Origin of the sequence: Streptomyces dysideae, assembly GCF_001514305.1 — a bacterium.
GTDB classification, from domain to species: domain Bacteria; phylum Actinomycetota; class Actinomycetes; order Streptomycetales; family Streptomycetaceae; genus Streptomyces; species Streptomyces dysideae.
In genome coordinates, this window is the sequence record NZ_KQ949081.1 from 80,731 (window position 1) to 102,137 (window position 21,407).

Below are 21,407 nucleotides of genomic sequence, written 5' to 3' on the forward strand. Positions count from 1 at the left end.
GGAACGGTAGAGACACATGAGCACACCACCGAGTACCGGGCAGCCGCCCGGGGCTGTCTCGCTGACGCCCGCGGGGGACCTGGAGCAGTTCCGGCCGCCCGCGCAGCGCACCGCCGGTGACCATCCGGGCCCGTGGCTGCCGCCCAAGCCGCCCGAGCCCGACCTGACCGTACGGAGCCTGCCCGAACTGCGCGCCCTGCGCCGGGACGCCCAGCGCGACGAGGCCGACCTGAGCTATGTACGGCGGCTGCTCCAGGGCCGTATCGACATCCTGCGCGCGGAGCTGGCCCGGCGGGGCCCGACGTCGGTCGTGGCCGGCGGGGAGCCGTCCGTCGTGGACCGGCTCCCGGAGATCCTCACGGACGCCCCGGCCCGCCACCGCTCCTCGGCCCGGCACGTCACGCTGGGCACCCCGCACAGCGAGGAGTACCGCCGGCTGGCCGCCGAGATGCTCGCCGAGGTCGAACTGTCGGACCTCGGGGCGCGTACGGACCTGGAGCTGAACACCGCGATGGGACGACTCGTACGGTACGAGCAGCAGGTGTCCCGCCGCCGCCAGCGGCTGCAGCGCACGGCAGACGACTGCAGCGCGGAGATCACCCGCCGGTACCGGGAGGGCGAGGCCCAGGTGGACGATCTGCTGACCTGATGCGGTGGGTTCACCTGTGGGTGGCCCGGTCACCTGCGGGCGTGGCAGCCGCCGACGATCCGCTCGTCCGAGGGCGACGGTGCCCGGGGTACGGCCTTTCGGGTGTGGGCCGGGGTGGCGAGCGCGCGGGAATTCCCGGCGGCACCCCAGCGGGGGCGAATCCACCGTGGCTCCGGCGGCGGGTTCACCTGTGGGTGGGACGCGGCTGCGGACGTTCCGGGGTGGGTCCGCCGCGTCGAGAGCGCCTCCGTGGCGTGCTCCACCTGTACGGCCAGGGCGCGGATCACCGCCGGTTCGGAGCGGCCGAGGCCGCTGCGTCTGCCCTCCACCACGGCGTCGAGCAGATCCGCCGGGTCACCACGTCACCGCGGGCGTGGCAGCCGCCGACGATCCGCTCGTCCGAGGGCTGGGGTCCCTGGGAAGAACGGCCTTCCGTGTGCGGGCCCGGACCGCGACCTACGAGTCGGACGACAACTGGCAGGACAAGCAGCCGCACAACACGGCCGCGGTGAACTGGCTGATCGCGACGGATCCGGCGGCCGAGCGCGCCCTGTGGCACTACCTCTGCTCGATCGACTGGATCACCACGGTCAAGAGTGGCTGGCGCGGACCGGACGACCTGCTCCCGCTCTTCCTGCCGGACCCGCGGGCGGCCAGGGTCACCGCGCAGGCGGACTGGCTGTGGGTGCGGATCCTGGACGTCGTACGGGCGCTGGAGGCGCGGACGTACGCGGGGGAGGGGACGCTGGTGCTGGAGGTCGCCGACGGATGGGGGTCCCCCCGCTCGAGCGAAGCCGAGAGTGGGGGAGGACTGGCCGGCGGGCGGTTCCGGCTGGAGGCGTCGGCGACGGGCGGATCCTGTACGCCGACGAAGCGGGACGCCGACCTCACGCTCGACGTCGGTGCGCTGGGTGCCCTGTGGCTCGGGGACGAGTCCGTCGCGCGGCTCGTGGCGCTGGGACGGGTGCGGGAAGAACGAGCGGGCGCCGCCCGACTGGCCGACGCCCTGCTGCGTACGTCCGGGCGGCCTTGGTGCCCGGACATGTTCTGACCGCTCCTTCCTGTCGAGTGACAGGTCTGTTCATCTGCTCATCCGTAGCGAGCTGTTCAGTTGTGGCTGTGCTTCTGCCGTTGTTCAGTTGTCGGTGTTCAGTTGTGGCTGTGCGGACTGGACCGGGCTCCCGGCTCCCCTCCGGAAGGAAGCCCGACCAGCCGATGTGGTGGCCAACGTTCTTGAAGTTTGACCATGTTGCTTAAGTTGGCGACCAACTTCACTGTACTTATGACCGCTTGGAAGCGTCTCATAACCACCTTTCCATGAACTGCCCAAAGATGGCGGGAAGTTGTACTGTTTGGTCGTGGACCCGAAACACGCCTCCGTCAATGGACGGACGAGGTCACAGCGGCCACAGAAGTCACATCAAGAGGTGGCCGACGCGCTGCGCGCCCGTATTGCGTCGGGTGAGCTGCGGCCGGGTCAGCGCATGCCCACCCAGGCCAGGCTGGCGGACGAGTTCGGCGTCGAGCGCGGAGCCGTACGGCAGGCGCTGCGCATCCTGCAGTCGGAGCACCTGCTCACCAACGTGTCCAAAGGGAGCCCGGCGACCGTCGCCCCCGACCTGGGCAGGCCCCCGACCGGCTCCGATGCCTGGCCGCAGCCCACCACGGTGGCCCTCGGCGCGCGGATCGCCGCCGCCTTCGCGGCACCGCACGTGGAGATCGACGCCCTCTGTCTGACGGCCGTCTCCCTCACGCTCGCCATCGGCGAACCGCTTCGCCAGATCCACGCCGGCCGACTGAAACCAGCCAAGGTCGACGTCCGCGTCCTGCTGCCGAGCCGGGACATCGACCTCGCCTTCCCGGCACCGGTGGACTCCTCGGTGGACGGCCGGCTGCAGCGCCGCTGGCTCGCCCAGCGCAACGCCCAGGGCCAGGTCCTCAAGCACAACCTGCTGGCACTGCGCGCCACGCACGGCATCGACGTACACGTCTCCTTCCGCGCGCTGCCGTTCACGCCGCCCGTGAAGCTGTACCTGCTCAACAGCACGGAGGCGCTCTTCGCGTACTACACACTGACGCGCCGCGAGGAGGAGATCGACCACGAGCAGCTCCAGATGTACGACGCCCAGGGCATCCAGTCGATGCTGTTCGCCTTCGAGCAGGGGGCAGGCCTGCGGGACACGACGTTCGTGGAGCAGTCGCACCTGTGGTTCAACGCCCTGTGGGAGACGATCAGTTCGGAGCTGCAGCTCACGGACTCATAGGGCGGGCCCGGCGAGCAGGAGGGCAAGCACCACGGCGCCGGTCGAGCTGACGGCCGGGCTCTTGGCCTTGATGCCTATGGTGAGCAGCAGCACCCCGACGAGGCCGATGGTGCCATACTTCAATTCGAATGCCTGTTCTACGCCGACGACGAAGGCGGCGAAGAGGAGAGCGAGGGCGGCGGGCATGGTGTTTCCCCCTTCGGAAGGTGAACTTCCGCCAACTTCACCAAGTTGGCACCAACTATGATTAAGTTGTCCCCAGTTGGCACCTACTCATAAACAACTTTCAAGCAACTCCCCTTAGATGGGTCAGAGTTGTAGCGTTTGGTCGTGACCCAGGAGAACGTGGCAGTGAACGGCAGCAAGAGACTCTCGCCCCAGGAGATCGCCGACATCCTGCGGGAACGCATCCGTGTCGGAGACCTCAAGGCGGGGGACCGCCTGCCCACCCAGGCCGAGCTCGCCGAGGAGTTCGGCGTGGAGCGCGGCACGGTACGCCAGGCCCTGCGCGCTCTCCAGGAGGACGGTCTTCTCACCAACGTCAGCAAGGGCAGCCCGCCCCGCATCGCCCTGCCGGCCCCTACGCGGGGCGCGCCCCAGCCGACGATGGTGAGCCTGGCGCCCCGGCTGACGGAGGCGTTCGCCGCGCCGCAGGTCCGGGTGGACGTCGTCTGTCACACCTCCGAGACCCTGATGCTGGCCCTGAGCGAACCGCTCCGCGGCATCCACGAGGGCAGCGTCCGCCCCGACTCGATCGACTTCCGCATCCTGCTGCCCTCCCGGGACATCAACCTCGCCTTCCCGGTCCTGGTCGAGGGCCGCGGCGACGACGACTCGGTGCACACCCGCTGGCTGGCGATGCGCAACGCGCAGGCCCAGGTACTGCGCCACAACCTCCAGGCCATCCGTGCCACCCACGGCGTAGACGTCCGGGTCACCTTCCGCGCACTGCCGTTCACACCACCGGTGAAGCTGTACCTGCTCAACGGCGAGGAGGCGCTGATCGGCTACTACATGCTGGAGAAGCGCGAGGAGGAGTGGCAGAGCCAGACCCTGGAGATGTACGACGTCCTCGGCTCCCGCTCCGTCCTGTTCTCGTTCCTGAAGCAGTCCGGCGAGCGTGACGGCGCGTTCGTCGCGGAATCCCAGAAGTGGTTCGACGCCCTCTGGGAAACCATCACGACGGACCTGACACTCTCCTAGTGACCTCTGAAACGGAACAGACCGAACCGGTGGCAGCCGAGACGGAACGCCTGCGGGAACTGATCGCCTCCGCACGCGTGGTGCTCTGGGATTTCGACGGGCCGATCTGCCGGCTGTTCGCGGGGCATTCGGCGGAGCGGGTGGCCCGTGAGCTCGTGGAGTGGCTGGCAGCGGGTGGCCTGGGCGGACTGCTGACGGTCGCCGAACGCGAGCACCCCGACCCGCATGTCGTCCTGCGCGCCGTCAATCGCAGACACCCGCGCAGTGACCTGGTCGCGGAGCTGGAGGAACGTCTCACCAAGGAGGAACTGCGCGCCGTTCCCACGGCCATGCCGACCGCGTATGCCGATCCGTTGATCCGCACCTGGACGGCGGTGGGTGCCAGGCTGGCCGTGGCGACGAACAACTCCCCGCGCACGGTTCGCACTTACCTTGCCGACCGCGACCTCATATCCTGCTTCGCCCCCCACATCTACGGCCGCACCCAGAACCTGCACCTGCTGAAGCCCGACCCGCACTGCCTCAACCGGGCCCTCAACGCGATGGGCGCCGCCCCCTCCGCCGCCCTGATGATCGGCGACTCCGCCACCGACTTTTTCGCCGCGCAGAAGGCCGGAGTTCCGTTCCTGGGCTACGCGCGTAATACACGGAAGGCGGGGTTGCTCCGGGAGGCCGGAGTGGGGGATGTGGTGGAGTCCTTCAGGCCGTTGTTGTCGCTGCTGCGGAGGTAGCGGGGCGGGCTGGTTCGGTCTTCGTGGACAAGCACCGGCAGTGGTACGACTCGGTCTGGAACCTGCTCTCCGAATAGCCCGGAAGCGCCTCGGCGGGGGGGGGCGGAGAGGCGTGCAGGAAGGCTTCGGCACGTCCTGTAGCATGCCCGCACCGACTGAGCAATCGCTCGCCTTCGCTCGTATGGAAGGGCTCAACAAGCCAACCTCGAGCGCTTCACGCAGACTTCAGGCATACCCTTCCCGTCACGTATCCGGAGCGGCCAGTGGGCGCATCCCCTCGTCCCCCTCTCCTCGGGGAGCGCGCCACGCCCGACGGCATCTACCAGGCATTCGTGAAGCGGGCCGCACAACTGGGCCAGGCGACCAGCGGGCACCACAACCAGAACTATGTGCTTCCCCTCACCCAGAGCGTGGCGAGGAAGCTGGGCCGTGAGCCCGGCACGTCGGTGACGGTACGGGTCCGGCGCGGCGAGGCGCTGCCCGTGGTGATCAGGACGTGGGACGACGAGGCGGAGATCCTCGGCGCCATCAAGGGAGCCCTGCCGCATGTTCCGGAGTGCCTCGTCAAGCGGGAGCACTTCGCGATCCACAGCTATGTGGAAGGAGTGCCGCTCTCGAGCGTCTGCGCCAACGGCAAACCCGTCGACACGCTGCTCATCAAGGCACTGGCCCAGATGTTCGCCCAGATGACCCAGGTGCGCCGGGAGTCGCTGCCGCCGCTGCCGGTCATGTGGCCCCGGAACAAGGACAGCCAGGGTTTCCTGCAGACGCTGGCCCACCTGGCGGACCGGCAGATCCGGCAGCCCAACTGGCGCGCCTTCGGTGGGCTCTTCGCGGCGCTGGGCATTCCCGAGGACGCCCTGGTGCGGTTCGCCGAACGGGTACCCCCCATGACCCGGCGGCCGTACAGCCTGCTGCACGCGGATCTGCACCGCGACAACCTGATCATGTCGTACGGGGGCGACCCGCCCCTCATCTGCGTCGACTGGGAACTGGCGACCTACGGTGACCCGCTGCACGACCTGGCGACGCACCTGGTGCGCATGCGGTACCCGCTCCACCAGTGGGACGAGGTGATCGACGCGTGGGCCGTGGCCATGCAGCGGACGCGCCCCGCGGCCGTGAACGGTCTGGCCAAGGATCTGCGGCACTACCTGGACTTCGAGCGGGCGCAGTCGGTGTATCCCGACGTGATGCGGGCGGCCAAGTCCCTGGAGGACTCGTCCGACCAGAAGAGCCTGGACGATGCGACCGTCGCCGTTCACCATGCTCTGGAGGCGGCGGCGGAACCGCTCAGGCTCCGGAGCGTGCCCGGCCCGGCCGAGATCGAGCGGATCCTCTTCCGTCGGCGGGCCTCGCGCGACGGCAGCCGGAAGCGCGGCATGGGTTCAGCCCCGTACGACATCTACTGGCGGCCGGACAGGCGTCTTCAGGAGCGCCGCGACTTCCCGCGCGAGGCCGTCAACCGGGCTCTGATCGCCGAGGGAGCCGCCCCGGCCAACCGGGTGTTCAAGGGCACCGCACACCTGAACACGGTGGTCTGGGTGGCGGACATCGACTTCCCGGTCGTGGTGCGGCGCAAGGTGGCGCAGCTCTGCCGGCGCGAGCGCAGCTTCCTCAGTGAGCACGCGGTGCTGCGGGCCATCGAGCAGTCACGCGTCGAGGTGGCCGCGCCCAGGGTCCTCGCCCTCGGCAAGAGCTACCGGAAGGAACCTTTCACGATCCACACGTACGTCGGTCACCGTGACATCGACCGGCCGCCGAGCCACCCGGTGAACGGTCTGCTGCCGCACGAGGCGGACCGGCTCGTCGATCAGCTGTGTGCCATGACCCAGGTGAACTACAGGCAGGTGGACCCGGCGGCGGGAGAAGGCGAGTTCTTCCGATGGCTGCGCGAGCAACTGGTCACTCTCGTCGGCGAGTTGCCGAAGGAGTCGCAGCAACTGGCCCGCCTCCTCGGACTGCCCGACGCGGAACGCCTGCGGGAGATCCTGGCCCGTCACGAGGTCAGTGAACGGGAACCGTCCCTGCTGCACGGCGACCTGAACCCGTGGAACCTCGTACGCCGCGACGACCGTCTGGCGCTGACCATCATCGACTGGGAGATGGCGGTGGTCGGCGACCCCCTGTACGAACTGGTCCGGCACATGCACCTCACCCCCACTCGGCCGGAGATCCGGGACCGGATGTTCCGCCGCTGGGAGCGTCTGCTGCCGCACGACAGCACCGTGGACTGGCGCAAGGACTGGGGCGTGTACCGCTGGCTCGAGATCGTGCGCTCCGCCTACATCGACCTCGACCGCCTGGTGACGGGGGCGAGCCTGGACGCCCCCAACGTCCGCCGGGCCGTCGACTCGTACGCCATGACGCTGGCCGCGGCCACCGCTTCACTCGGCCTCCCCGCCCGCCCGGCGGCCAGTCCCTCTCTTGTCCGCGTCCTGACCTGAGGGGACCATGACCATGACATAGCGAAGACCGGGCTTCCCAAGGGGGTATGACACTCCGTCGGGTGCCATCGCGGGGATGGGGGCGCGTATGTCCGTACGGCGAAGCGGATCGGACGAGTCGGGGGTGGCGGCGAGGCTCAGGCGCTATCAGGAGCGCATCGAGTCCCTGGTGACCAGAGTCCTCCTGCTAGGGATCTTCGCCACCGGACTGACCGCCCAGTTCGTCAAACCGGTCGCGGACGCCCTGGAGGGCAAGGCATACCTCGGCGGCGCCCTGCTCAGCCTCGTCGGCTACGTGCTGTACGACCAGCTGAAGGAGCTGTCGGCGTCGGTCAGGGCGCCGGCCAGTGCTTCGGTGAGCTCCTTCCAGTTGGGCAACTACGTCAGCGACGCTTTCCGGGCCCGAAAGGTGGAGGTCAGCTTCCTCGGCTACACCGGCGAGACCCTCTACCACGCCCTCTATGACCGTCTCGAAGGACTCCTGGTCGACCCCGGACCCGTGCACCATGTCCAGATCCGCATGCTCGTGCCGGACTTCGAGCAGCAGATGGCCGTACCGTCCAAGGTCGGCGACGACGACCAGCCGGTGGACGACCCGGAGTTCCGCGGGCGGATGGAGCGGCAATGCCGCGAGTACGACGGCATACTGTCGCAGTTCGTCGGGCGGCTCGCGGCCGGCCGCCGGGTGACCGTCGAGTGTGAGTACCGCGTCTACCAGGGCATCCCACGCGACAAGATCTGCATCTTCAACCGGGAACTCGTCCTGCACGGCCTGTACGACGTGTCCGCGCGGATGCAGTGGCAGGACGCCGAGTATTACGACCCGAAGGGCTACCGGACCGACCTCAATGTCTGGTCCCGGGACGGCACCGCGGCGGCGGAGGACGCCCTGTCCCAGTGGAACAAGCACTTCGACGACCTGTGGTCCCTCGCGACGAGACCGGTGTGGCGACAGGGTGCGTAGGCTCGCCCCATGAGTGAGACCGGCCTGCGCGAGCGCAAGAAACAGAAGATGTACCAGGACGTGTCGGAGATCGCGATTCGGCTGTTCCTGGAGAAGGGGTTCGACGCCGTGTCCGTCGCGGAGGTCGCCGCCGCTGCCGAGATCTCCAAGCCGACGCTCTTCCCGGTATTTCCCGGCCAAGGAGGACCTGGTCCTGCACCGGATCGCCGACCACGAGGGGGAGGCCGCGCGGATGGTGGCCGAGGGGCCGTCGCCGCTCGGGGCGTTGCGGCGGCACTTCCTCGCCGGACTGGAGCGGTGTGATCCGGTCACCGGGCTGAATGGTCATCCCCAGGTGCTCGCGTTCCACACCCTCCCCTAGGGACTCCTTCGTTGGCCGCCCGCATGTACGCCTTCCAGGAGCGCTCGGAGGCCGCGCTCGCCAAGGCCCTCGGCGGTGACCTGGACGCTCGGCTGGCCGCGGGGCAGATCGTCGCCGTGCAGCGGATCCTCGCGCTGGAGAACTGGCGGCGGGTCGCGGGTGGGGAGTCGGTCGAGGAGGTCAAGCGGGACGCCGTCACGGCTGCGGAGCGGGCGTTCGGGGCTCTGGAGGCCGGGTTGCCGCGGCTCACCTCCGATGAGGCTGAGTAGAAAATCTAACTCGGTCACGTTATCTGGTGCGCTCTCTGGAATGACGTCGTGGGGGCCGTACGGGACGCGCTGGCCCGGAAGGCGTTGGAGGCGACGCGGGGAGGGAGCTGCCGTTCTGGCCTTCCCTCCCCGGCGTCGGCCCCGCTCCTCAGCCCACGTCGAGCAGCGGTATCAACTGCTCTTCCTCGTACGTCAGATGAGCCTCGAGCTCCGCCGTGAGCCGCTCCACCTCCGCCCGCGCGGTGGCCGGATCCGCCCCCTCATCGCCCACCACCCGGCGCAACTCCGCCACCAGGTCGGCGATGCGCTCGTGCTCCTCCCGCAGCCGGGCCAGGGCGGGCCCGGCCTCGGGGTGGCGGTCGGCCAGGACCGGGAACATGCCCAGTTCCTCGCCGGTGTGGTGGTTGTGGAGGCCCTGGCAGAAGGTCAGGCAGTTGACGCGGAGCTGGGCGCCCAGCATCGACCCCGTCGCCGCACTGCTCCTCATCTCCTCGCGGATCAGGGCGAGTTCGCGACGGAAGGCGTCGTGGATGGCTTTGAGGGCCTCGCCCATGGAGGCCGCGTTGACGTTCGGCGGACCGCCCCGGGCGATCTCGTGCAGGGCGACCACGGGAATCACCCGCTCCGTCTTCTCCTGATACGCCGCCCACCCCGGATCCGCCTCCACGGCCCGTGCGAAGGCCCGGTCCCGCTCCTCGCCGGTGAGTACGACGGCCCGCGCCTCGTACGTGAACGCGCCGCTCTCGACGGTGACTTGGGGGTTGGCCACGAGGTTGTGGAACCACGCCGGGTGCCGGGGCGCGCCCGCCGCCGACGCGATGACCAGGACGCGTTCGCCGCCGTCGGGGAGATAGCCGACGGGAGTGGTGTGCCGGCCGCCCGTGCGGGCGCCGGTGGTGGTCAGCAGGAGCAGACGGGCGCCCTCGAAGTAGCCGCCCACGCGGCCGTTGTTGGCGCGGAACTCGTCGATGACCTGTTGATTGAAATCGTTGGGCAAATTCTCTTCCTCTTCTTTCTCTGTCGCTGGACTCCGTGCAGAGGGCTCCACGGAGGGGAAGGCGCAGAGAAAGAGGCGGGCTCCTGGCCCGCCGCGGCCTCACTCAGAGGCCGGGCACCCAACTCGCTCACGGCACAAGGCCGACCCGGCAGTCATGGGGGAGAAGGTAGCGTCCCCGGCATGACCGACGCGAGCGAATTCCAGGACATCCCGACCACCACTCTCGCCGAGCTGCTGGGCCGTGAGCAGGTCATGGACATCGGGATACGGCCGTTGTGGGGGCCGGTGCCGCGCGTCGCCGGTCCGGCGTTCACCGTGTCGTGCCCGCCCGGGGACAACCTCTCGCTGCACGCGGCCATCTATCGGGCGGGGCCCGGCTCGGTCGTCGTCGTGGAGTCCGGGGACCTCGACTACGCGCTGGCCGGCGGCAACGTCTGCGCGATCGCCCGGCGCCGGGGCATCGCCGCGTTCGTCGTCGACGGGGTGATCCGCGACCTGGCCGAGGTGCGGGAGATGGGGTTCCCGGTGTTCGCGCGCGGGGTAATCCCGATCCCGGGCGTCAAGTCGGTCGTACGGCCGTTCAACCAGCGAGTGCGGTGCGGGGGCGCGGCGGTCGACGCCGGTGACATCGTGGTGGCCGACGAGGAGGGCGTCGTGGTCGTCCCGTCCGCCCGCCGCGAGGAGGTGCTCGCCGGGGCCCGCGCCAAGATCGCCAAGGAGGCGGCGGAGTCCCTGGACACGTGGGAGGCGGCACACCGGGCGCGTGTTGAGAAGATCCTGGCGGAGAGGGGCTTCGAGGGCTGAGGGGGTTCGGCGTCACGCCCGGTGCCACAGGGGCTGCCAGTCCGCCCCTCCAGGCCTTTCCTTGCCGGTCTTGCCCTGCCGGTCTTTCCCCGTCGGCCCACTTGGGCTGATCCTGGTGCCGATGCTCCTCCTCCTCGACGTGGACGGCACGCTGATCCCCTTCGGGGCGGACGGGCCGTACCCGGTGTACGAATCGCCCTCCGCCCTCCCGGAAGCAGCCGCCCACCCGCTCCTGACCCGGGTCGACCCGGCGCTCGGCGCCCGCCTGACGCGGCTCGCGGCGCTGGGCTGTGAGCTGGTGTGGGCGACGACCTGGACGGACGACGCGAACACGGTCCTCGCCCCCTGGCTCGGCCTGCCGCCCCTGCCCGTGGTGCCCTGGCCCACCGACGACCGGGCCGACGACTGGGCCGCCGGCCTGCACTGGAAGACCCGCCCTCTCGTCACCTGGGCGGCGGGCCGCCCGTTCGTGTGGGTCGACGACGAGATCACCGGCGCTGACCGCGCCTGGGTGACCGCCCACCACCCCGCACCGGCCCTCCTCCATCACGTGGACCACCGCTACGGCCTCACCGACCGGGACTTCACCGCCGTAGCGGAGTGGATCACCGCTCGGCGCGGACCGGCACCGAGCTGACCGCCCGAGTCTGTCCGTGCCGGGTCCGAGCCCGACGACCCGGCGGGCCACATCGTGCTCCGCGAGCCCTCAGGGACGCAGGAGCCGCACCGCCAAGAAGAGCGGCTGCTGGTGGGTCTTGTCGTAGCGGGCTTCCTCCGCGGCCCGCGGTTCCAGGAGCCTCTCCAGTACGAACCCGGTGCCGAGCAGTTCGCCGAGGAACTGTTCCAGCGTCATCCGCCGGTAGCTGAGGGCGAAGCCGTCGCCGAAGGGGAGCTCGACCCGGTCGTCGGCGAAGTAGGAGCCGCCGAAGCCGGTCCAGTCGCCGGTGGGGTGGGTCGTGGAGACGAGCAGGGTGCCGCCGGGCCGCAGGACGCGCCGGGTCTCGGCGAGCAACTGCTCCCGTGCGTCGATGTGGTGGTGGACGAGGGCCGGCACGGCCAGGTCGAAGGACTGGTCCGGCAGAAAGGCCAGCGGTTCCTCCAGGCCGTGCCGGTGCAGTACGGCACGGTCGCCGAGCCGCTCCCGCGCCGCGTGCAGCAGGGCTTCGTGGCCCTCGACGCCGACGACCCGCGCGGCTCCCGACTCCAGCAGCTCGGCGGCGTAGTGGCCGGCCCCGCAGCCGAGATCCAGCACCCGTAACCCGCTCACGTCACCGGCGAGACGCAGCATGGCCGGCCGGTCGGTGTGGGCGTTGCAGGCGCTGTCCGTGGCCTGGGCGGCGAACTGCCGTCCCATCTCACCGTGGTACGCGGTCTCGGCTCTCCGGTCATCGAAGCAGGAGCCGTCGCACCCCACGACGGGTTTTCGGTCCCCGTCTCCGTCCTCCTGTCGAACCCGTGTCAGGCGTCCCCGGCCGCGAAGGCCCCCCGGGCGGTGAAGGCCAGCTCGGCGAAGCGTTCGCCGATGCGGTGGTGGGTCGCGGCATCCGGGTGGAGGTCGTCGGGGAGGGGGAGTTCGGCGGAGTCGGTCTCGCCGTAGAGGTCGCGGCCGTCGAGGTAGTGGAGGTTCGGGTCCTCGGCCGACCGTTGCTTCACGATGCGGGCCAGCTCGTCCCGGATGACGCCCAACGTCAGTTTCCCGCTCGCGCGTTCCGCCGGGTCGCCCATGGCGACGAACCGCAGTCGACCGGTGCTGAGGGCACTGAAGTCCGGGGCGCAGGGACCGGGCGTGTCCTCGTGCATCGGGCACAGGATGGGCGACACGACCAGCAGCGGTGTCGTCGGGTGCCCTTCCCGGATGGTGTCGAGGAAGCCGTGGACGGCGGGGCTGAAGGCGCGCAGCCGCATCAGGTCGAGGTTGACCAGGTTGATGCCGATCTTGACGCTGATGAGGTCGGCGGGGGTGTCGCGCAGGGTGCGCGCGGTGAACGGATCGAGCAGGGCACTCCCGGCCAGACCCAGGTTGATCAGCTCCACGCCGCCGAGGGAGGCGGCGAGCACGGGCCAGATACCGGTGGGGCTCGCCGCGTCGGAGCCGTGGCTGATCGAACTGCCGTGATGCAGCCACACCCTGCGGCCCGGATCCCGCGCGGGCTCGACCGGGGCGTCGGTGCGCAGGGCGATCAGTTCGGTGGTCTCGTTGTGCGGCAGCCAGATCTCGACGTCCTTGGCGCTGCCCGGCAGCCCGGTGAAGCGAAGGGTGCCGACCCGGCCGGGCCGGTGTTCGGAGGTCCCTGCGGCCATGTCGATGAGCACGACGTTGCCGTCGGTCACGCTGCCCTGCCCGGCGGGGCGGCCGTCGACGATCAGGTCGTACACGCCGTCCGGGCGGGGTGGGGCGCCCGCATAGGTGCGCTTGGTGGGCAGCGTGTCCAGCTCGATGACGGTGGCCCGGCTGCGGAAGGCCAGCCGTACGCCGGAGGGCTGTGACTCGGCCATGGCCAGCTGCCCGTCGGTGTTCTGGGCGCGCGCCCGGGCGGGCAGCCGGTGCGGCAGTACGCCGTGCTCGGTGTGCTCGACGTCGAGGGCACCGCGCAGGAGCCCGGCGGTGACGGGCGTGGTGATCCAGTCGTGCTCGGTGTCCATGTCCTCAGCGTCCCTTTCTTCGTCTTCAGCCTGTCGATCAGGAGGTGGGCCCGGTGGGCCAGTTGCACAGCAGGGCGTCCAGGGCGTCCAGGATCCGGGTCCAGGTCTCCTCGGAGTCGGGGGCGCTGTGGCTGAAGCCGCCCGCCGACTCCAGGCTGGTGTAGCCGTGGAAAACGCTGCCCAGCAGCCGTACGGCGTGTGTCGCGTCCGGCTCCGTCAGGGCGTAGCCGCGCAGGATCGCCCGCGTCATCTGAGCGTGCCGGACGCCCGCACTGGCGGCCGCCGTCTCGGGGTCGAGCCTCATCCGCGCGGCGGCGGCGCGGCCGGGGTGCTCGCGGCCGTAGTCGCGGTAGACGTTCGCGAAGGCGACCAGCGCGTCCTTGCCGGCCCGCCCGGCCAGCGCGGCGGCGCCCCGGTCGGCGAGCTCCTCCAGCGCGAGCAGGGCGATCCGTGTCCTGAGGTCCTCGGAGTTCCGCACGTGCGAGTACAGACTGGCGACCTTGACATCGAACCGCCGGGCCAGCTCCGACACGGTCACCTGATCGAACCCGACCTCGTCGGCCAGCTCCGCACCGGCCCGGGTCAGCCGTTCCGCGGTCAGCCCTGCGCGCGCCATGCTCGTCCTCCCGCCAGGCGTAAGCGGCGATAAGCGACAATCGCTAAGGCGTGAGCCTAACACTTTTAGGTAAAAAGCCATGACTATTAGCACAGCGCGGCTACTCGAAATTCGGTTTCAACCTTTGGCGGCCGGCAGCGCTCTGAAGAGGGGTGACAGGACAGGGCCCCTCGGCAGGGCCCGGAAGGGAGAGCAGATGCCGGACAACGGCCGCGGCTCCGAAGTTCGCTGTCACAGACGCGGGCCAGGCGGTGTCCTCATGCCGAACAGGCAGTAGCCGTACGGGCAGCCGTACACAGCCGTACAAGGAGGACCCCATGCCGCTACGCGTTCCGAAGGCGGAGCTCCCCACCGAACTCAGCGAAAACATGACCAAGCAGTTCGGTGCCGTGCCCGAACCCCTCGAGGTGTCGTGGCACAACCCCAAGGTCGCCGAGACGTCCCTGGAGACGGGGGCCAAGCTGGGCGCCTGGGACGCGGCCGACGAGAACCTGAAGTCGTTCGCGCACATGGCCGTCGCGGCACAGGTCGGCTGCGGCTGGTGCCTCGACCTCGGCTACTTCCAGGCGCAGAACCAGGACCTGGACCTGGCCAAGGCGAGCCAGGTGCCGCGCTGGCGGGAGTCGGAGGTGTTCACGCCGGTGGAGCGGGAGGTGATGGAGTACGCCGAGGCCATGACGAACACGCCGCCGACCGTCACCGACGAGCTGTACGCGAGTCTGCTCGACCGGCTCGGCCCGGCGGCGATGGTCGAACTCACCGCGTTCATCGCCTTCTCCAACATGGCCACCAGGAACAACACGGCCCACGGCATCAGCTCGCAGGGCTTCTCCGACACCTGCGAGATCCCGCTGGCCGGGCGTCCCGAGAAGTCCGAGTCCGGCGTGGCGTCGGGGGTGTGACGGAGGATCCGTTCGTCGGCCCACCGCGGCGGGAGCCCTGGCTGCGGTGGGCCGCCACCCGAGGCGGCCCCGGTTCCAGGGCGCTGAAACCCTCGTGAAACCGCGCTGAATGCGCCTTGCCGCAACCTCTGCGGCATGACGACAACGACATCGCACTCACTCGCCATCGCGGCCAAGGGGCTGCGCAAGGCCTACGGGGACAAGGCGGTCCTCGACGGCATCGACCTGGCGGTGCCGGCCGGCACCGTCTTCGCCCTGCTGGGCCCGAACGGCGCCGGCAAGACCACCGCCGTCAAGATCCTCTCCACCCTGATCACCGCAGACGCCGGCGAGCTGCACGTAGGCGGCCACGACCTGGCCACCGACCCGCACGCCGTGCGCGCCGCGATCGGTGTCACCGGGCAGTTCTCCGCCGTCGACGGTCTGATCACCGGCGAGGAGAACATGCTCCTCATGGCGGACCTGCACCACCTCACCCGCGGCGAGGGCCGCCGTACCGCCGCCGCGCTCCTTGAGCGCTTCGACCTGGTGGAGGCCGCGAAGAAGCCCGTCTCCACCTACTCCGGCGGCATGAAGCGCCGCCTCGACATCGCCATGACGCTGGTCGGCGATCCGCGGATCATCTTCCTCGACGAGCCGACCACCGGCCTCGACCCGCGCAGCCGCCACAACATGTGGGGGATCATCCGCGAGCTGGTCTCCGGCGGCGTCACCGTCTTCCTCACCACCCAGTACCTGGAGGAGGCCGACGAGCTCGCCGACCGTATCGCGGTGCTGAACGACGGCAAGACCGCCGCCGAGGGGAGCGCCGACGAGCTGAAGCGGCTCATCCCGGGCGGGCACGTCCGGCTCCGCTTCACCGACCCGGCCGCATACCAGTCCGCCGCCGTCGCCCTGCGCGAGGCCACCCGCGACGACGAGGCGCTGGCGCTGCAGATCCCCAGCGACGGCAGCCAGCGCGAGCTGCGCTCCATCCTCGACTGGCTGGACTCGGCCGACGTCGAGGCGGACGAGCTGACTGTGCACAGGCCCGACCTCGACGACGTGTTCTTCGCCCTGACCGGCTCCACCAACCTCCCCAACCAGCCCAAGGAGACCGTCCGATGAGCACCCCTCTGGCTCCCACCCGCCCGACCCGGATCTCCCTCGCCGTCCGCGACTCGAACACGATGCTGCGCCGCAACCTGCTGCACGCGCGGCGCTACCCGTCCATGACCCTGAACCTGCTGCTCACGCCGATCATGCTGCTGCTGCTCTTCGTCTACGTCTTCGGAGGTGTGATGAGCGCGGGCATCGGTGGCGGCGGCGCGGACCGCTCCGACTACATCGCCTATCTCGTCCCGGGCCTCCTGATGATGACCATCGGCAGCACCGTGATCGGGGCCGCGATCTCCGTCTCCATGGACATGACCGAGGGCCTCATCGCCCGCTTCCGCACGATGGCGGTCTACCGCGGCTCTGTGCTCGTCGGGCACGTCGTCGGCAGCGTGCTGCAGGTGCTCGCCAGCCTGGTCCTCGTCGGCGCCATCGCCGTGGCCATCGGCTTCCGGTCCACGGACGCCACGGCCCTGGAGTGGCTGGCGGCGTTCGGACTGATCGCGCTGTTCACCCTGGCGCTCACCTGGATCGCGGTCGGGATGGGCATGGCCAGCCCGAACCCCGAGGCGGCCAGCAACATGGCAACGCCGCTGATCCTCCTCCCGCTCATCTCGAGCGCCTTCGTCCCCATCGACGCGATCCCGGGCTGGTTCCAGCCGATCGCCGAGTACCAGCCGTTCACGCCGGCCATCGAGACCCTGCGCGGCCTGCTGCTCGGCACCGAGATCGGCAACAACGGGTGGATCGCGATCGCCTGGTGCGTCGGCCTCACCGCGCTCGGCTACCGCTGGTCGACGGCGTTGTTCAACCGCGACCCGAAGTAACCGCCATGACAGCGCGGGCCGCCTCCCGCAGCTCGTCCCGCTCCAGGGCGGCGTACTCCGACACCGCGTCGGCGTACGCCGCCCTGGCAGCTTTCCCGGCGGCCCCGGCCGCCTGCCGGGCGCGGTCCGCCGACATCGTCGGCTGGAACTCGCGCAGCACCCGCAGGCGTTCGGCCAGCGCGATCATCCGTACGGCGGTGGCGTCGCCGGACGCCAGCCCAGCCATGCCGAGCGCGTGCAGCACCGTCCCGAACAAGGGGAGCTCCATGGGCGAGCGGGACGGACCGGAGAGCAGCCTCCGCAACTCCTGCCGCAGCCGGTCGACCTGCCCCGCGACGAGTTCGAGACGGCCGGCGTGCGCGTGTGCCGTCACCGCCGCCGACTGGACCTGCAGCGACCACCTGTCGAAGAAGGGGTCGTCGCCGTCCAACGAGCCTGCCGCGGGCATCCGCTCCACGGCGTTGCGCCACAGGCCGAGCCCGACCTCGGTCAGCCCGCGGGCGAGCGCGATCTCGGCGCGCCCGCCGAAGTCGGGGCTGTAGAAGTCGTACTTCTGCGGGGCGTTGTCGCCCTCCGCCTGCCGCAGCCAGTACTCGGCCTCGTCGGGGTCGCCCCGGTGCAGACAGGCGAGGACGAGGCCCCAGCGGACGCCGATGGTGTCGTGCTCGTCGCCGAGCCGCGGCAGCGCCTCCAGCGCGGCCTTGAGGTGCCCGTACGCGGCATTGCCCTGCTCCGTCTGCATGTACAGCTCGCTCAGCCGGGCGTGGCCCATGACCTGCAGGAACGGGGTGTCGACCGGCGCCAGTGCGGCGATGATCCGGCGAGCCGAGGCGAGCGCGCGGTCGAGGTCGTGCTCGTACTCCCAGACGTAGGTGGCGACGCCCTCGGCGACGCCGGCGAGCAGCGGCTGCTCGCTGGCGCAGAGCCCCCGCAGCACGTCGTAGTCGGGAGGCAGCATCTCGGGGACCGCGCTCAGCACTGCCGCGATGGCCCGCAGCAGCGTGTCCAGCGGGGCCGGGGGCAGCCGCCGGAGGGTGACGAGATGGCGTACGGCGCGCGGGCCGTAGCCCATGAACAGGCTCGCCGTGCAGAACACCGCAGCGGCGCGGGCGACTTCGACGTATTCGGGCTCCGGGTAGTAGTGCGACAGCGGCGGTCCGGTGTCCGCGGCGAGGGCGGTGAGGCGGGGGTAGTTGGAGCCGGTGGACCACAGGGCGGCGAGGACGGCGGTGAGGGCGGCGGTGGTGGGGCCGTCCGTACGGACCAGGGCGTGCCGCAGGGCCAGCACGAGGTTGTCCTGCTCAGCCCTGATCCGCTCCCAGGCGGTCCCCGGTTGCGAGCCGAGGAGCCAGTCGTGGTACGTGACCCCGAAGTCCCGCGCCCAGGCGAGGAACCGGCCGACGGCCTCCTCTTCCTCGCCCGCCTCCGCGCGCCGGGCCGCGCTGAACTCCCGTACGGTCTCCAGCATCCGGAACCGCACGCCGGCCGGGGTGTCGGCGACGGTGAGCAGCGACTGATCGGCCAACTGCTCCAGGAGAAACAGCGCGTCCTCGCCCAGCACGTGCTCCGCGGCTTCTCCGGAGAAGCCGCCGGGGAAGACGGACAGCGTGCGCAGCGCGGCCCTGGCCTCCTCGTCGAGGAGGTTCCAGCTCCAGTCCACGACCGCGTGCAGCGTGCGATGACGCTCCGGCACGTCCCGCGCCCCGCCGCGCAGCAGCGCGAACCGATCGCCGAGGCGGCGTGCGATGTCCGGCACCGACAGCACGCGCACCCGCGCCGCGGCCAGCTCCACGGCGAGCGGCAGCCCGTCGAGGTGGCGGCACAGCTCGGCCACCGCGTCCGGCGGCAGCTCCACGCCGGGCCGGGCGGCCCGGGCCCGCTGTGTGAACAGCTCGACCGAGGTGCCGAGACCGAGCTCCGGCAGCGCGTACACCGCCTCCGAGGTGAGGCCCAGCGGGGCCCGGCTGGTGGCGAGCACCCGCAGGTCCTTCGATGACGAGACCAGGGCCTGTACGAGGCCGGCGGCCCCCCGGATGACCTGCTCGCAGTTGTCGAGGACCAGCAGCGCGGGCCCCGAGCCGAGCGCGCCGAGTATGCCGGACACCGGGTCGGCCGGGGCGTGGCCGCTCATGGCGCCGGCCCGCCCCTCGCCCGCGCCGAGCGCGGAGGCCACCTCCGCGGTCACGTCCTCGTCCGCTGTGACGCCGGCGAGCGGCACGAAATACACCACGCGCTGCTCGGCCCGGCGGCTGACGGCGTGCGCGAGCCGGGTCTTGCCGAGGCCGCCGGGGCCGACGACGGTGACGGCGCGGGAGGCGCGCAGCAGCCGCTCCACCGCCGCGATGTCCTCGTCCCGTCCCAGCAGCGGGTTCGGTTCGTGCGGCACGCCGTGCCTGACCACCGGCGCCTCGCCACGCAACAGCTCCCGCTGTACGGCCTTGAGCCCGGCGCCCGGATCCGTGCCGAGTTCGTCGCGCAGCTCACGGCGGTACGCCTCGTACCGCATCAGCGCGGCGGACGGGCCCGCCGACGCCGCCTCACCGCGCAGCAGCTCGGCGAGCACTTCCTCGTCGCGCGGATGCTCCGCGGCGGCCACGGCCAGCGGCCCGGCCGCCTCCGCATGCCGTCCGAGGCGGGCGAGCGCGAGCGCCTGCGCGCGTACGAGCGTGCCGCGGACGGGGGCGCGCTCGGCGCGCAACGCGGCCACGGGGTCTGCGGTTTCGTCGGGCCCGCCGGCCCCGTCCGAGGTGCCCTCCCACAGCGCGAGCCCGGCCTCGGCCGCGGCCAGCGATCCCGCGTGGTCCCCGGCCCTGGCCCGGTCCGCGCTCGCGGCGGCGCGCAGCAGCAGGGCGGAGCTGTCGACCTGATCCTCGGCGAGGGCGAGCCGGTATCCGGTCGGCGTGCTGGCGAGGACGTCGGCGCCCAACTGCGCCCGCGCCCTGGACACGAGGACCTGCACCGCCTTCGCCGGCCGCTCCGGCAGCTCGTCCGGCCACAGCCCTTGCACCAGCCGCTCGGTGCTGCAGCCCGTGCGTAAGTCGCCCGCGAGCAGGGCGAGTAGGCCGCGGAGCCGGGGCGCGGTGACCTCCTGTCCGCGGTAGGCGACACGCGGCAGCAGAGTCAGGTCGGTGGTCACCCGTGCAGGTTAACCAAGGCCGACAGAGTGGCGTGGCGCACTTTTGCAAGCGGCTGCTTGCAATAGTTAGCGGGGGTGGTGCAAGGTGGAGGCATGGCATCGCTCAACGTCGGCAATCTCGGTGAGTATCTGCGCGAACAGCGGCGCAACGCGCAGCTGTCGTTGCGTCAGCTCGCCGATGCCGCCGGGGTGTCCAATCCGTATCTGAGTCAGATCGAGCGTGGGCTGCGCAAGCCGAGCGCGGAGGTGTTGCAGCAGGTCGCCAAGGCGCTGCGGATCTCCGCCGAGACGCTGTACGTGCGGGCCGGGATCCTCGACGCGGAACGAGACCGGGACGAGGTGGAGACGCGTGCCGTCATACTCGCCGATCCCACGCTGAACGAGCGGCAGAAGCAGGTGCTCCTCCAGATCTACGAGTCCTTCCGCAAGGAGAACGGATTCGTGGCCGGACCGGAGATACCTGAGGCCGACTCACGGGGCGACGGTCCGGTGGACGTCCATGAGCGGCAGGAGCAGGCCGACGACACCGGCGACGGTACCGCCGAGCGCCGTACCCGTAAGGCCCGCAGCACCCGCAAGAGCAACACCGAAGCCGACACCGACGCCGGCGCCGCGAGTGGCCGCAAGGCCGCCGCCCCCCGCCGTACCCGCACGAACCGTACGACCCGCAAGACCGGCGGCAGCGACGCCGACCCGCAGCAGTCGGCCGGCTGACCGGGCCGGCCGGGCTGACCGCGGGACCCAAAACCCTCAGCCGCAAGTGATCCGGGAGGACCAGCATCATGGCCATCACTGAAGACTTCCGTAAGACCCTCAGCGACCCGACCCCGCTCTACTTCGCCGCCGGCACCGCCGACCTGGCCCTTCAGCAGGCCAAGAAGGTCCCCGGCCTGGTGGAGCAGCTGCGCGCCGAGGCGCCGGCGAGGATCGAGGCCGTGCGCAACACCGACCCGAAGGCCGTTCAGGAGAAGGCCTCCGCCCGCGCCAAGGAGGCCTCCGCCAAGGCCAAGGAGGCGCAGGAGACCATCCAGGCCAAGGTCGGCGAGTTCATCAGCACCCTCGACGGCGACATCAAGAAGCTCGGCAGCACCCTCGACGCCGACCTGAAGAAGCTCGGCGAGTCCGCCCAGGACATCGCGCTGCGCAGCGTCGGTGTCGCCGCCGAGTACGCCGTCAAGGCCCGTGAGGCCTACGAGAAGGTCGCCGAGCACGGCGAGCAGACCGTGAAGACCTGGCGCGGCGAGGCCGCCGACGAGATCGAGGAGCTCGCCGCGGCCGTCGAGCCGAAGGCGGAGCCGGTCGAGGTCAAGGAGGAGAAGCCCGCCGAGGCCACAGCCGGGCCCGCCGCCCCGGCCAAGAAGGCGACGGCCAAGAAGGCGACGACGCGCAAGACCACCGTCAAGAAGACCACCCCGCCCGCCCAGTAGGACCTACCAGGTCACACACGGCGACAGTCGAACAGCGGGCCGGGCACTTACCTGTTGCCCGGCCCGTTGTCC

Annotated in this window: 20 protein-coding genes and 2 pseudogenes; 15 read left to right on the top strand and 7 right to left on the bottom strand. The window is 70.7% G+C overall.

Translation table 11 applies throughout. The features are described 5' to 3' along the window. The first annotated feature begins 16 nt into the window (after nt 1-16). A complete protein-coding gene (locus tag AQJ91_RS13740; protein ID WP_067020471.1) occupies nt 17-649 on the top strand; it encodes an RsiG family protein in 633 nt (210 codons plus the stop codon). Between the two features lie 29 nt (nt 650-678). Here AQJ91_RS13740 and AQJ91_RS54420 read toward each other — a convergent pair whose 3' ends face one another. Then, nucleotides 679-981 carry a hypothetical protein gene (locus tag AQJ91_RS54420; RefSeq protein ID WP_067020474.1) on the bottom strand — a complete coding sequence of 101 codons (303 nt, stop codon included), beginning with the start codon at nt 979-981 and terminating at the stop codon, nt 679-681. A gap of 122 nt (nt 982-1,103) precedes the next feature. Between AQJ91_RS54420 and AQJ91_RS13750 the strand changes: the two are divergent. Both AQJ91_RS13750 and AQJ91_RS13755 read left to right on the top strand, forming a co-directional pair. Then, a pseudogene (locus AQJ91_RS13750) lies at nt 1,104-1,700 on the top strand (sterol carrier protein domain-containing protein); the annotation flags it as partial. Between the two features lie 301 nt (nt 1,701-2,001). Further along, nucleotides 2,002-2,913 (top strand): winged helix-turn-helix domain-containing protein, encoded by a 912-nt coding sequence (locus tag AQJ91_RS13755; RefSeq protein WP_079084887.1) that lies wholly within the window; start codon nt 2,002-2,004, stop codon nt 2,911-2,913. On the opposite strand, the gene AQJ91_RS13760 is transcribed toward AQJ91_RS13755, so the two are convergent. Beyond that, complete coding sequence (locus AQJ91_RS13760) at nt 2,908-3,099, bottom strand: hypothetical protein (protein WP_067020480.1); 192 nt, start codon at nt 3,097-3,099, stop codon at nt 2,908-2,910. The two genes, AQJ91_RS13755 and AQJ91_RS13760, sit on opposite strands and share 6 nt — an antisense overlap. Before the next feature lie 138 nt (nt 3,100-3,237). Between AQJ91_RS13760 and AQJ91_RS13765 the strand changes: the two genes are divergently transcribed. The 5 genes and pseudogenes from AQJ91_RS13765 (at nt 3,238) to AQJ91_RS13785 (ending at nt 8,888) form a co-directional block, all read left to right on the top strand. Further along, complete coding sequence (locus AQJ91_RS13765; RefSeq protein WP_079084888.1) at nt 3,238-4,116, top strand: winged helix-turn-helix domain-containing protein; 879 nt, start codon at nt 3,238-3,240, stop codon at nt 4,114-4,116. Beyond that, on the top strand, nt 4,116-4,847 hold the full coding sequence (locus tag AQJ91_RS13770) for an HAD family hydrolase (RefSeq protein WP_234382221.1): 732 nt from the start codon (nt 4,116-4,118) through the stop codon (nt 4,845-4,847). The genes AQJ91_RS13765 and AQJ91_RS13770 overlap by 1 nt, the downstream gene beginning before the upstream one ends. Before the next feature lie 263 nt (nt 4,848-5,110). After that, the gene (locus AQJ91_RS13775) at nt 5,111-7,294 is read left to right on the top strand and encodes an aminoglycoside phosphotransferase family protein (protein WP_067020489.1); all 2,184 of its coding nucleotides are present in this window, start codon (nt 5,111-5,113) and stop codon (nt 7,292-7,294) included. Nucleotides 7,295-7,382: 88 nt separating this feature from the next. Continuing rightward, complete coding sequence (locus tag AQJ91_RS13780) at nt 7,383-8,258, top strand: hypothetical protein (RefSeq protein WP_067020492.1); 876 nt, start codon at nt 7,383-7,385, stop codon at nt 8,256-8,258. Between the two features lie 9 nt (nt 8,259-8,267). After that, nucleotides 8,268-8,888: pseudogene (locus tag AQJ91_RS13785) on the top strand (TetR family transcriptional regulator). Between the two features lie 148 nt (nt 8,889-9,036). Here the strand turns inward: AQJ91_RS13785 and AQJ91_RS13790 are convergent. Continuing rightward, nucleotides 9,037-9,885: a nitroreductase/quinone reductase family protein gene (locus AQJ91_RS13790; protein ID WP_067020495.1), complete on the bottom strand. Its 849-nt coding sequence runs from the start codon at nt 9,883-9,885 to the stop codon at nt 9,037-9,039. A 180-nt stretch (nt 9,886-10,065) separates the two neighbouring features. Between AQJ91_RS13790 and AQJ91_RS13795 the strand changes: the two genes are divergently transcribed. Together AQJ91_RS13795 and AQJ91_RS13800 are read left to right on the top strand one after the other, a co-directional pair. Continuing rightward, nucleotides 10,066-10,689: an RraA family protein gene (locus tag AQJ91_RS13795; RefSeq protein WP_067020498.1), complete on the top strand. Its 624-nt coding sequence runs from the start codon at nt 10,066-10,068 to the stop codon at nt 10,687-10,689. Nucleotides 10,690-10,810: 121 nt separating this feature from the next. Continuing rightward, nucleotides 10,811-11,326: an HAD domain-containing protein gene (locus AQJ91_RS13800; RefSeq protein ID WP_067020501.1), complete on the top strand. Its 516-nt coding sequence runs from the start codon at nt 10,811-10,813 to the stop codon at nt 11,324-11,326. A 69-nt stretch (nt 11,327-11,395) separates the two neighbouring features. On the opposite strand, the gene AQJ91_RS13805 is transcribed toward AQJ91_RS13800, so the two are convergent. The 3 genes from AQJ91_RS13805 to AQJ91_RS13815 all read right to left on the bottom strand — a co-directional run bounded on the left by AQJ91_RS13805 (nt 11,396) and on the right by AQJ91_RS13815 (nt 13,948). Continuing rightward, on the bottom strand, nt 11,396-12,043 hold the full coding sequence (locus AQJ91_RS13805; RefSeq protein WP_067021061.1) for a class I SAM-dependent methyltransferase: 648 nt from the start codon (nt 12,041-12,043) through the stop codon (nt 11,396-11,398). Between the two features lie 104 nt (nt 12,044-12,147). Beyond that, nucleotides 12,148-13,332: a GDSL-type esterase/lipase family protein gene (locus AQJ91_RS13810; protein ID WP_067020504.1), complete on the bottom strand. Its 1,185-nt coding sequence runs from the start codon at nt 13,330-13,332 to the stop codon at nt 12,148-12,150. Between the two features lie 37 nt (nt 13,333-13,369). After that, nucleotides 13,370-13,948, bottom strand: coding sequence for a TetR/AcrR family transcriptional regulator (locus tag AQJ91_RS13815; RefSeq protein WP_067020507.1), 579 nt, complete (start codon nt 13,946-13,948; stop codon nt 13,370-13,372). 317 nt (nt 13,949-14,265) lie between these two features. Between AQJ91_RS13815 and AQJ91_RS13820 the strand changes: the two genes are divergently transcribed. The 3 genes from AQJ91_RS13820 to AQJ91_RS13830 all read left to right on the top strand — a co-directional run bounded on the left by AQJ91_RS13820 (nt 14,266) and on the right by AQJ91_RS13830 (nt 16,772). Next, a complete protein-coding gene (locus tag AQJ91_RS13820) occupies nt 14,266-14,850 on the top strand; it encodes a carboxymuconolactone decarboxylase family protein (protein WP_067020510.1) in 585 nt (194 codons plus the stop codon). Between the two features lie 135 nt (nt 14,851-14,985). Continuing rightward, the gene (locus AQJ91_RS13825; RefSeq protein ID WP_067020513.1) at nt 14,986-15,957 is read left to right on the top strand and encodes an ATP-binding cassette domain-containing protein; all 972 of its coding nucleotides are present in this window, start codon (nt 14,986-14,988) and stop codon (nt 15,955-15,957) included. Further along, on the top strand, nt 15,954-16,772 hold the full coding sequence (locus tag AQJ91_RS13830; protein WP_067020516.1) for an ABC transporter permease: 819 nt from the start codon (nt 15,954-15,956) through the stop codon (nt 16,770-16,772). The genes AQJ91_RS13825 and AQJ91_RS13830 overlap by 4 nt, the downstream gene beginning before the upstream one ends. Here the strand turns inward: AQJ91_RS13830 and AQJ91_RS13835 are convergent. Further along, a complete protein-coding gene (locus tag AQJ91_RS13835; protein ID WP_067020519.1) occupies nt 16,753-19,908 on the bottom strand; it encodes an ATP-binding protein in 3,156 nt (1,051 codons plus the stop codon). The genes AQJ91_RS13830 and AQJ91_RS13835 overlap by 20 nt on opposite strands. A 93-nt stretch (nt 19,909-20,001) precedes the next feature. Between AQJ91_RS13835 and AQJ91_RS13840 the strand changes: the two genes are divergently transcribed. Continuing rightward, complete coding sequence (locus tag AQJ91_RS13840) at nt 20,002-20,622, top strand: helix-turn-helix domain-containing protein (protein WP_067020522.1); 621 nt, start codon at nt 20,002-20,004, stop codon at nt 20,620-20,622. A 68-nt stretch (nt 20,623-20,690) separates the two neighbouring features. Further along, on the top strand, nt 20,691-21,335 hold the full coding sequence (locus AQJ91_RS13845; RefSeq protein ID WP_067020525.1) for a hypothetical protein: 645 nt from the start codon (nt 20,691-20,693) through the stop codon (nt 21,333-21,335). Nucleotides 21,336-21,407 lie beyond the last annotated feature (72 nt).

Excerpts from the sequence above, each read along its gene's own strand:
- AQJ91_RS13840 (WP_067020522.1), top strand. The coding sequence starts at position 20,002 with ATGGCATCGCTCAACGTCGGCAATCTCGGTGAGTATCTGCGCGAACAG.
- AQJ91_RS13815 (WP_067020507.1), bottom strand. The coding sequence starts at position 13,948 with ATGGCGCGCGCAGGGCTGACCGCGGAACGGCTGACCCGGGCCGGTGCG.
- AQJ91_RS13825 (WP_067020513.1), top strand. The coding sequence starts at position 14,986 with ATGACGACAACGACATCGCACTCACTCGCCATCGCGGCCAAGGGGCTG.
- AQJ91_RS13780 (WP_067020492.1), top strand. The coding sequence starts at position 7,383 with ATGTCCGTACGGCGAAGCGGATCGGACGAGTCGGGGGTGGCGGCGAGG.
- AQJ91_RS13830 (WP_067020516.1), top strand. The coding sequence starts at position 15,954 with ATGAGCACCCCTCTGGCTCCCACCCGCCCGACCCGGATCTCCCTCGCC.
- AQJ91_RS13800 (WP_067020501.1), top strand. The coding sequence starts at position 10,811 with ATGCTCCTCCTCCTCGACGTGGACGGCACGCTGATCCCCTTCGGGGCG.
- AQJ91_RS13845 (WP_067020525.1), top strand. The coding sequence starts at position 20,691 with ATGGCCATCACTGAAGACTTCCGTAAGACCCTCAGCGACCCGACCCCG.
- AQJ91_RS13820 (WP_067020510.1), top strand. The coding sequence starts at position 14,266 with ATGCCGCTACGCGTTCCGAAGGCGGAGCTCCCCACCGAACTCAGCGAA.
- AQJ91_RS13805 (WP_067021061.1), bottom strand. The coding sequence starts at position 12,043 with ATGGGACGGCAGTTCGCCGCCCAGGCCACGGACAGCGCCTGCAACGCC.
- AQJ91_RS13740 (WP_067020471.1), top strand. The coding sequence starts at position 17 with ATGAGCACACCACCGAGTACCGGGCAGCCGCCCGGGGCTGTCTCGCTG.
- AQJ91_RS13760 (WP_067020480.1), bottom strand. The coding sequence starts at position 3,099 with ATGCCCGCCGCCCTCGCTCTCCTCTTCGCCGCCTTCGTCGTCGGCGTA.
- AQJ91_RS13810 (WP_067020504.1), bottom strand. The coding sequence starts at position 13,332 with ATGGACACCGAGCACGACTGGATCACCACGCCCGTCACCGCCGGGCTC.
- AQJ91_RS13795 (WP_067020498.1), top strand. The coding sequence starts at position 10,066 with ATGACCGACGCGAGCGAATTCCAGGACATCCCGACCACCACTCTCGCC.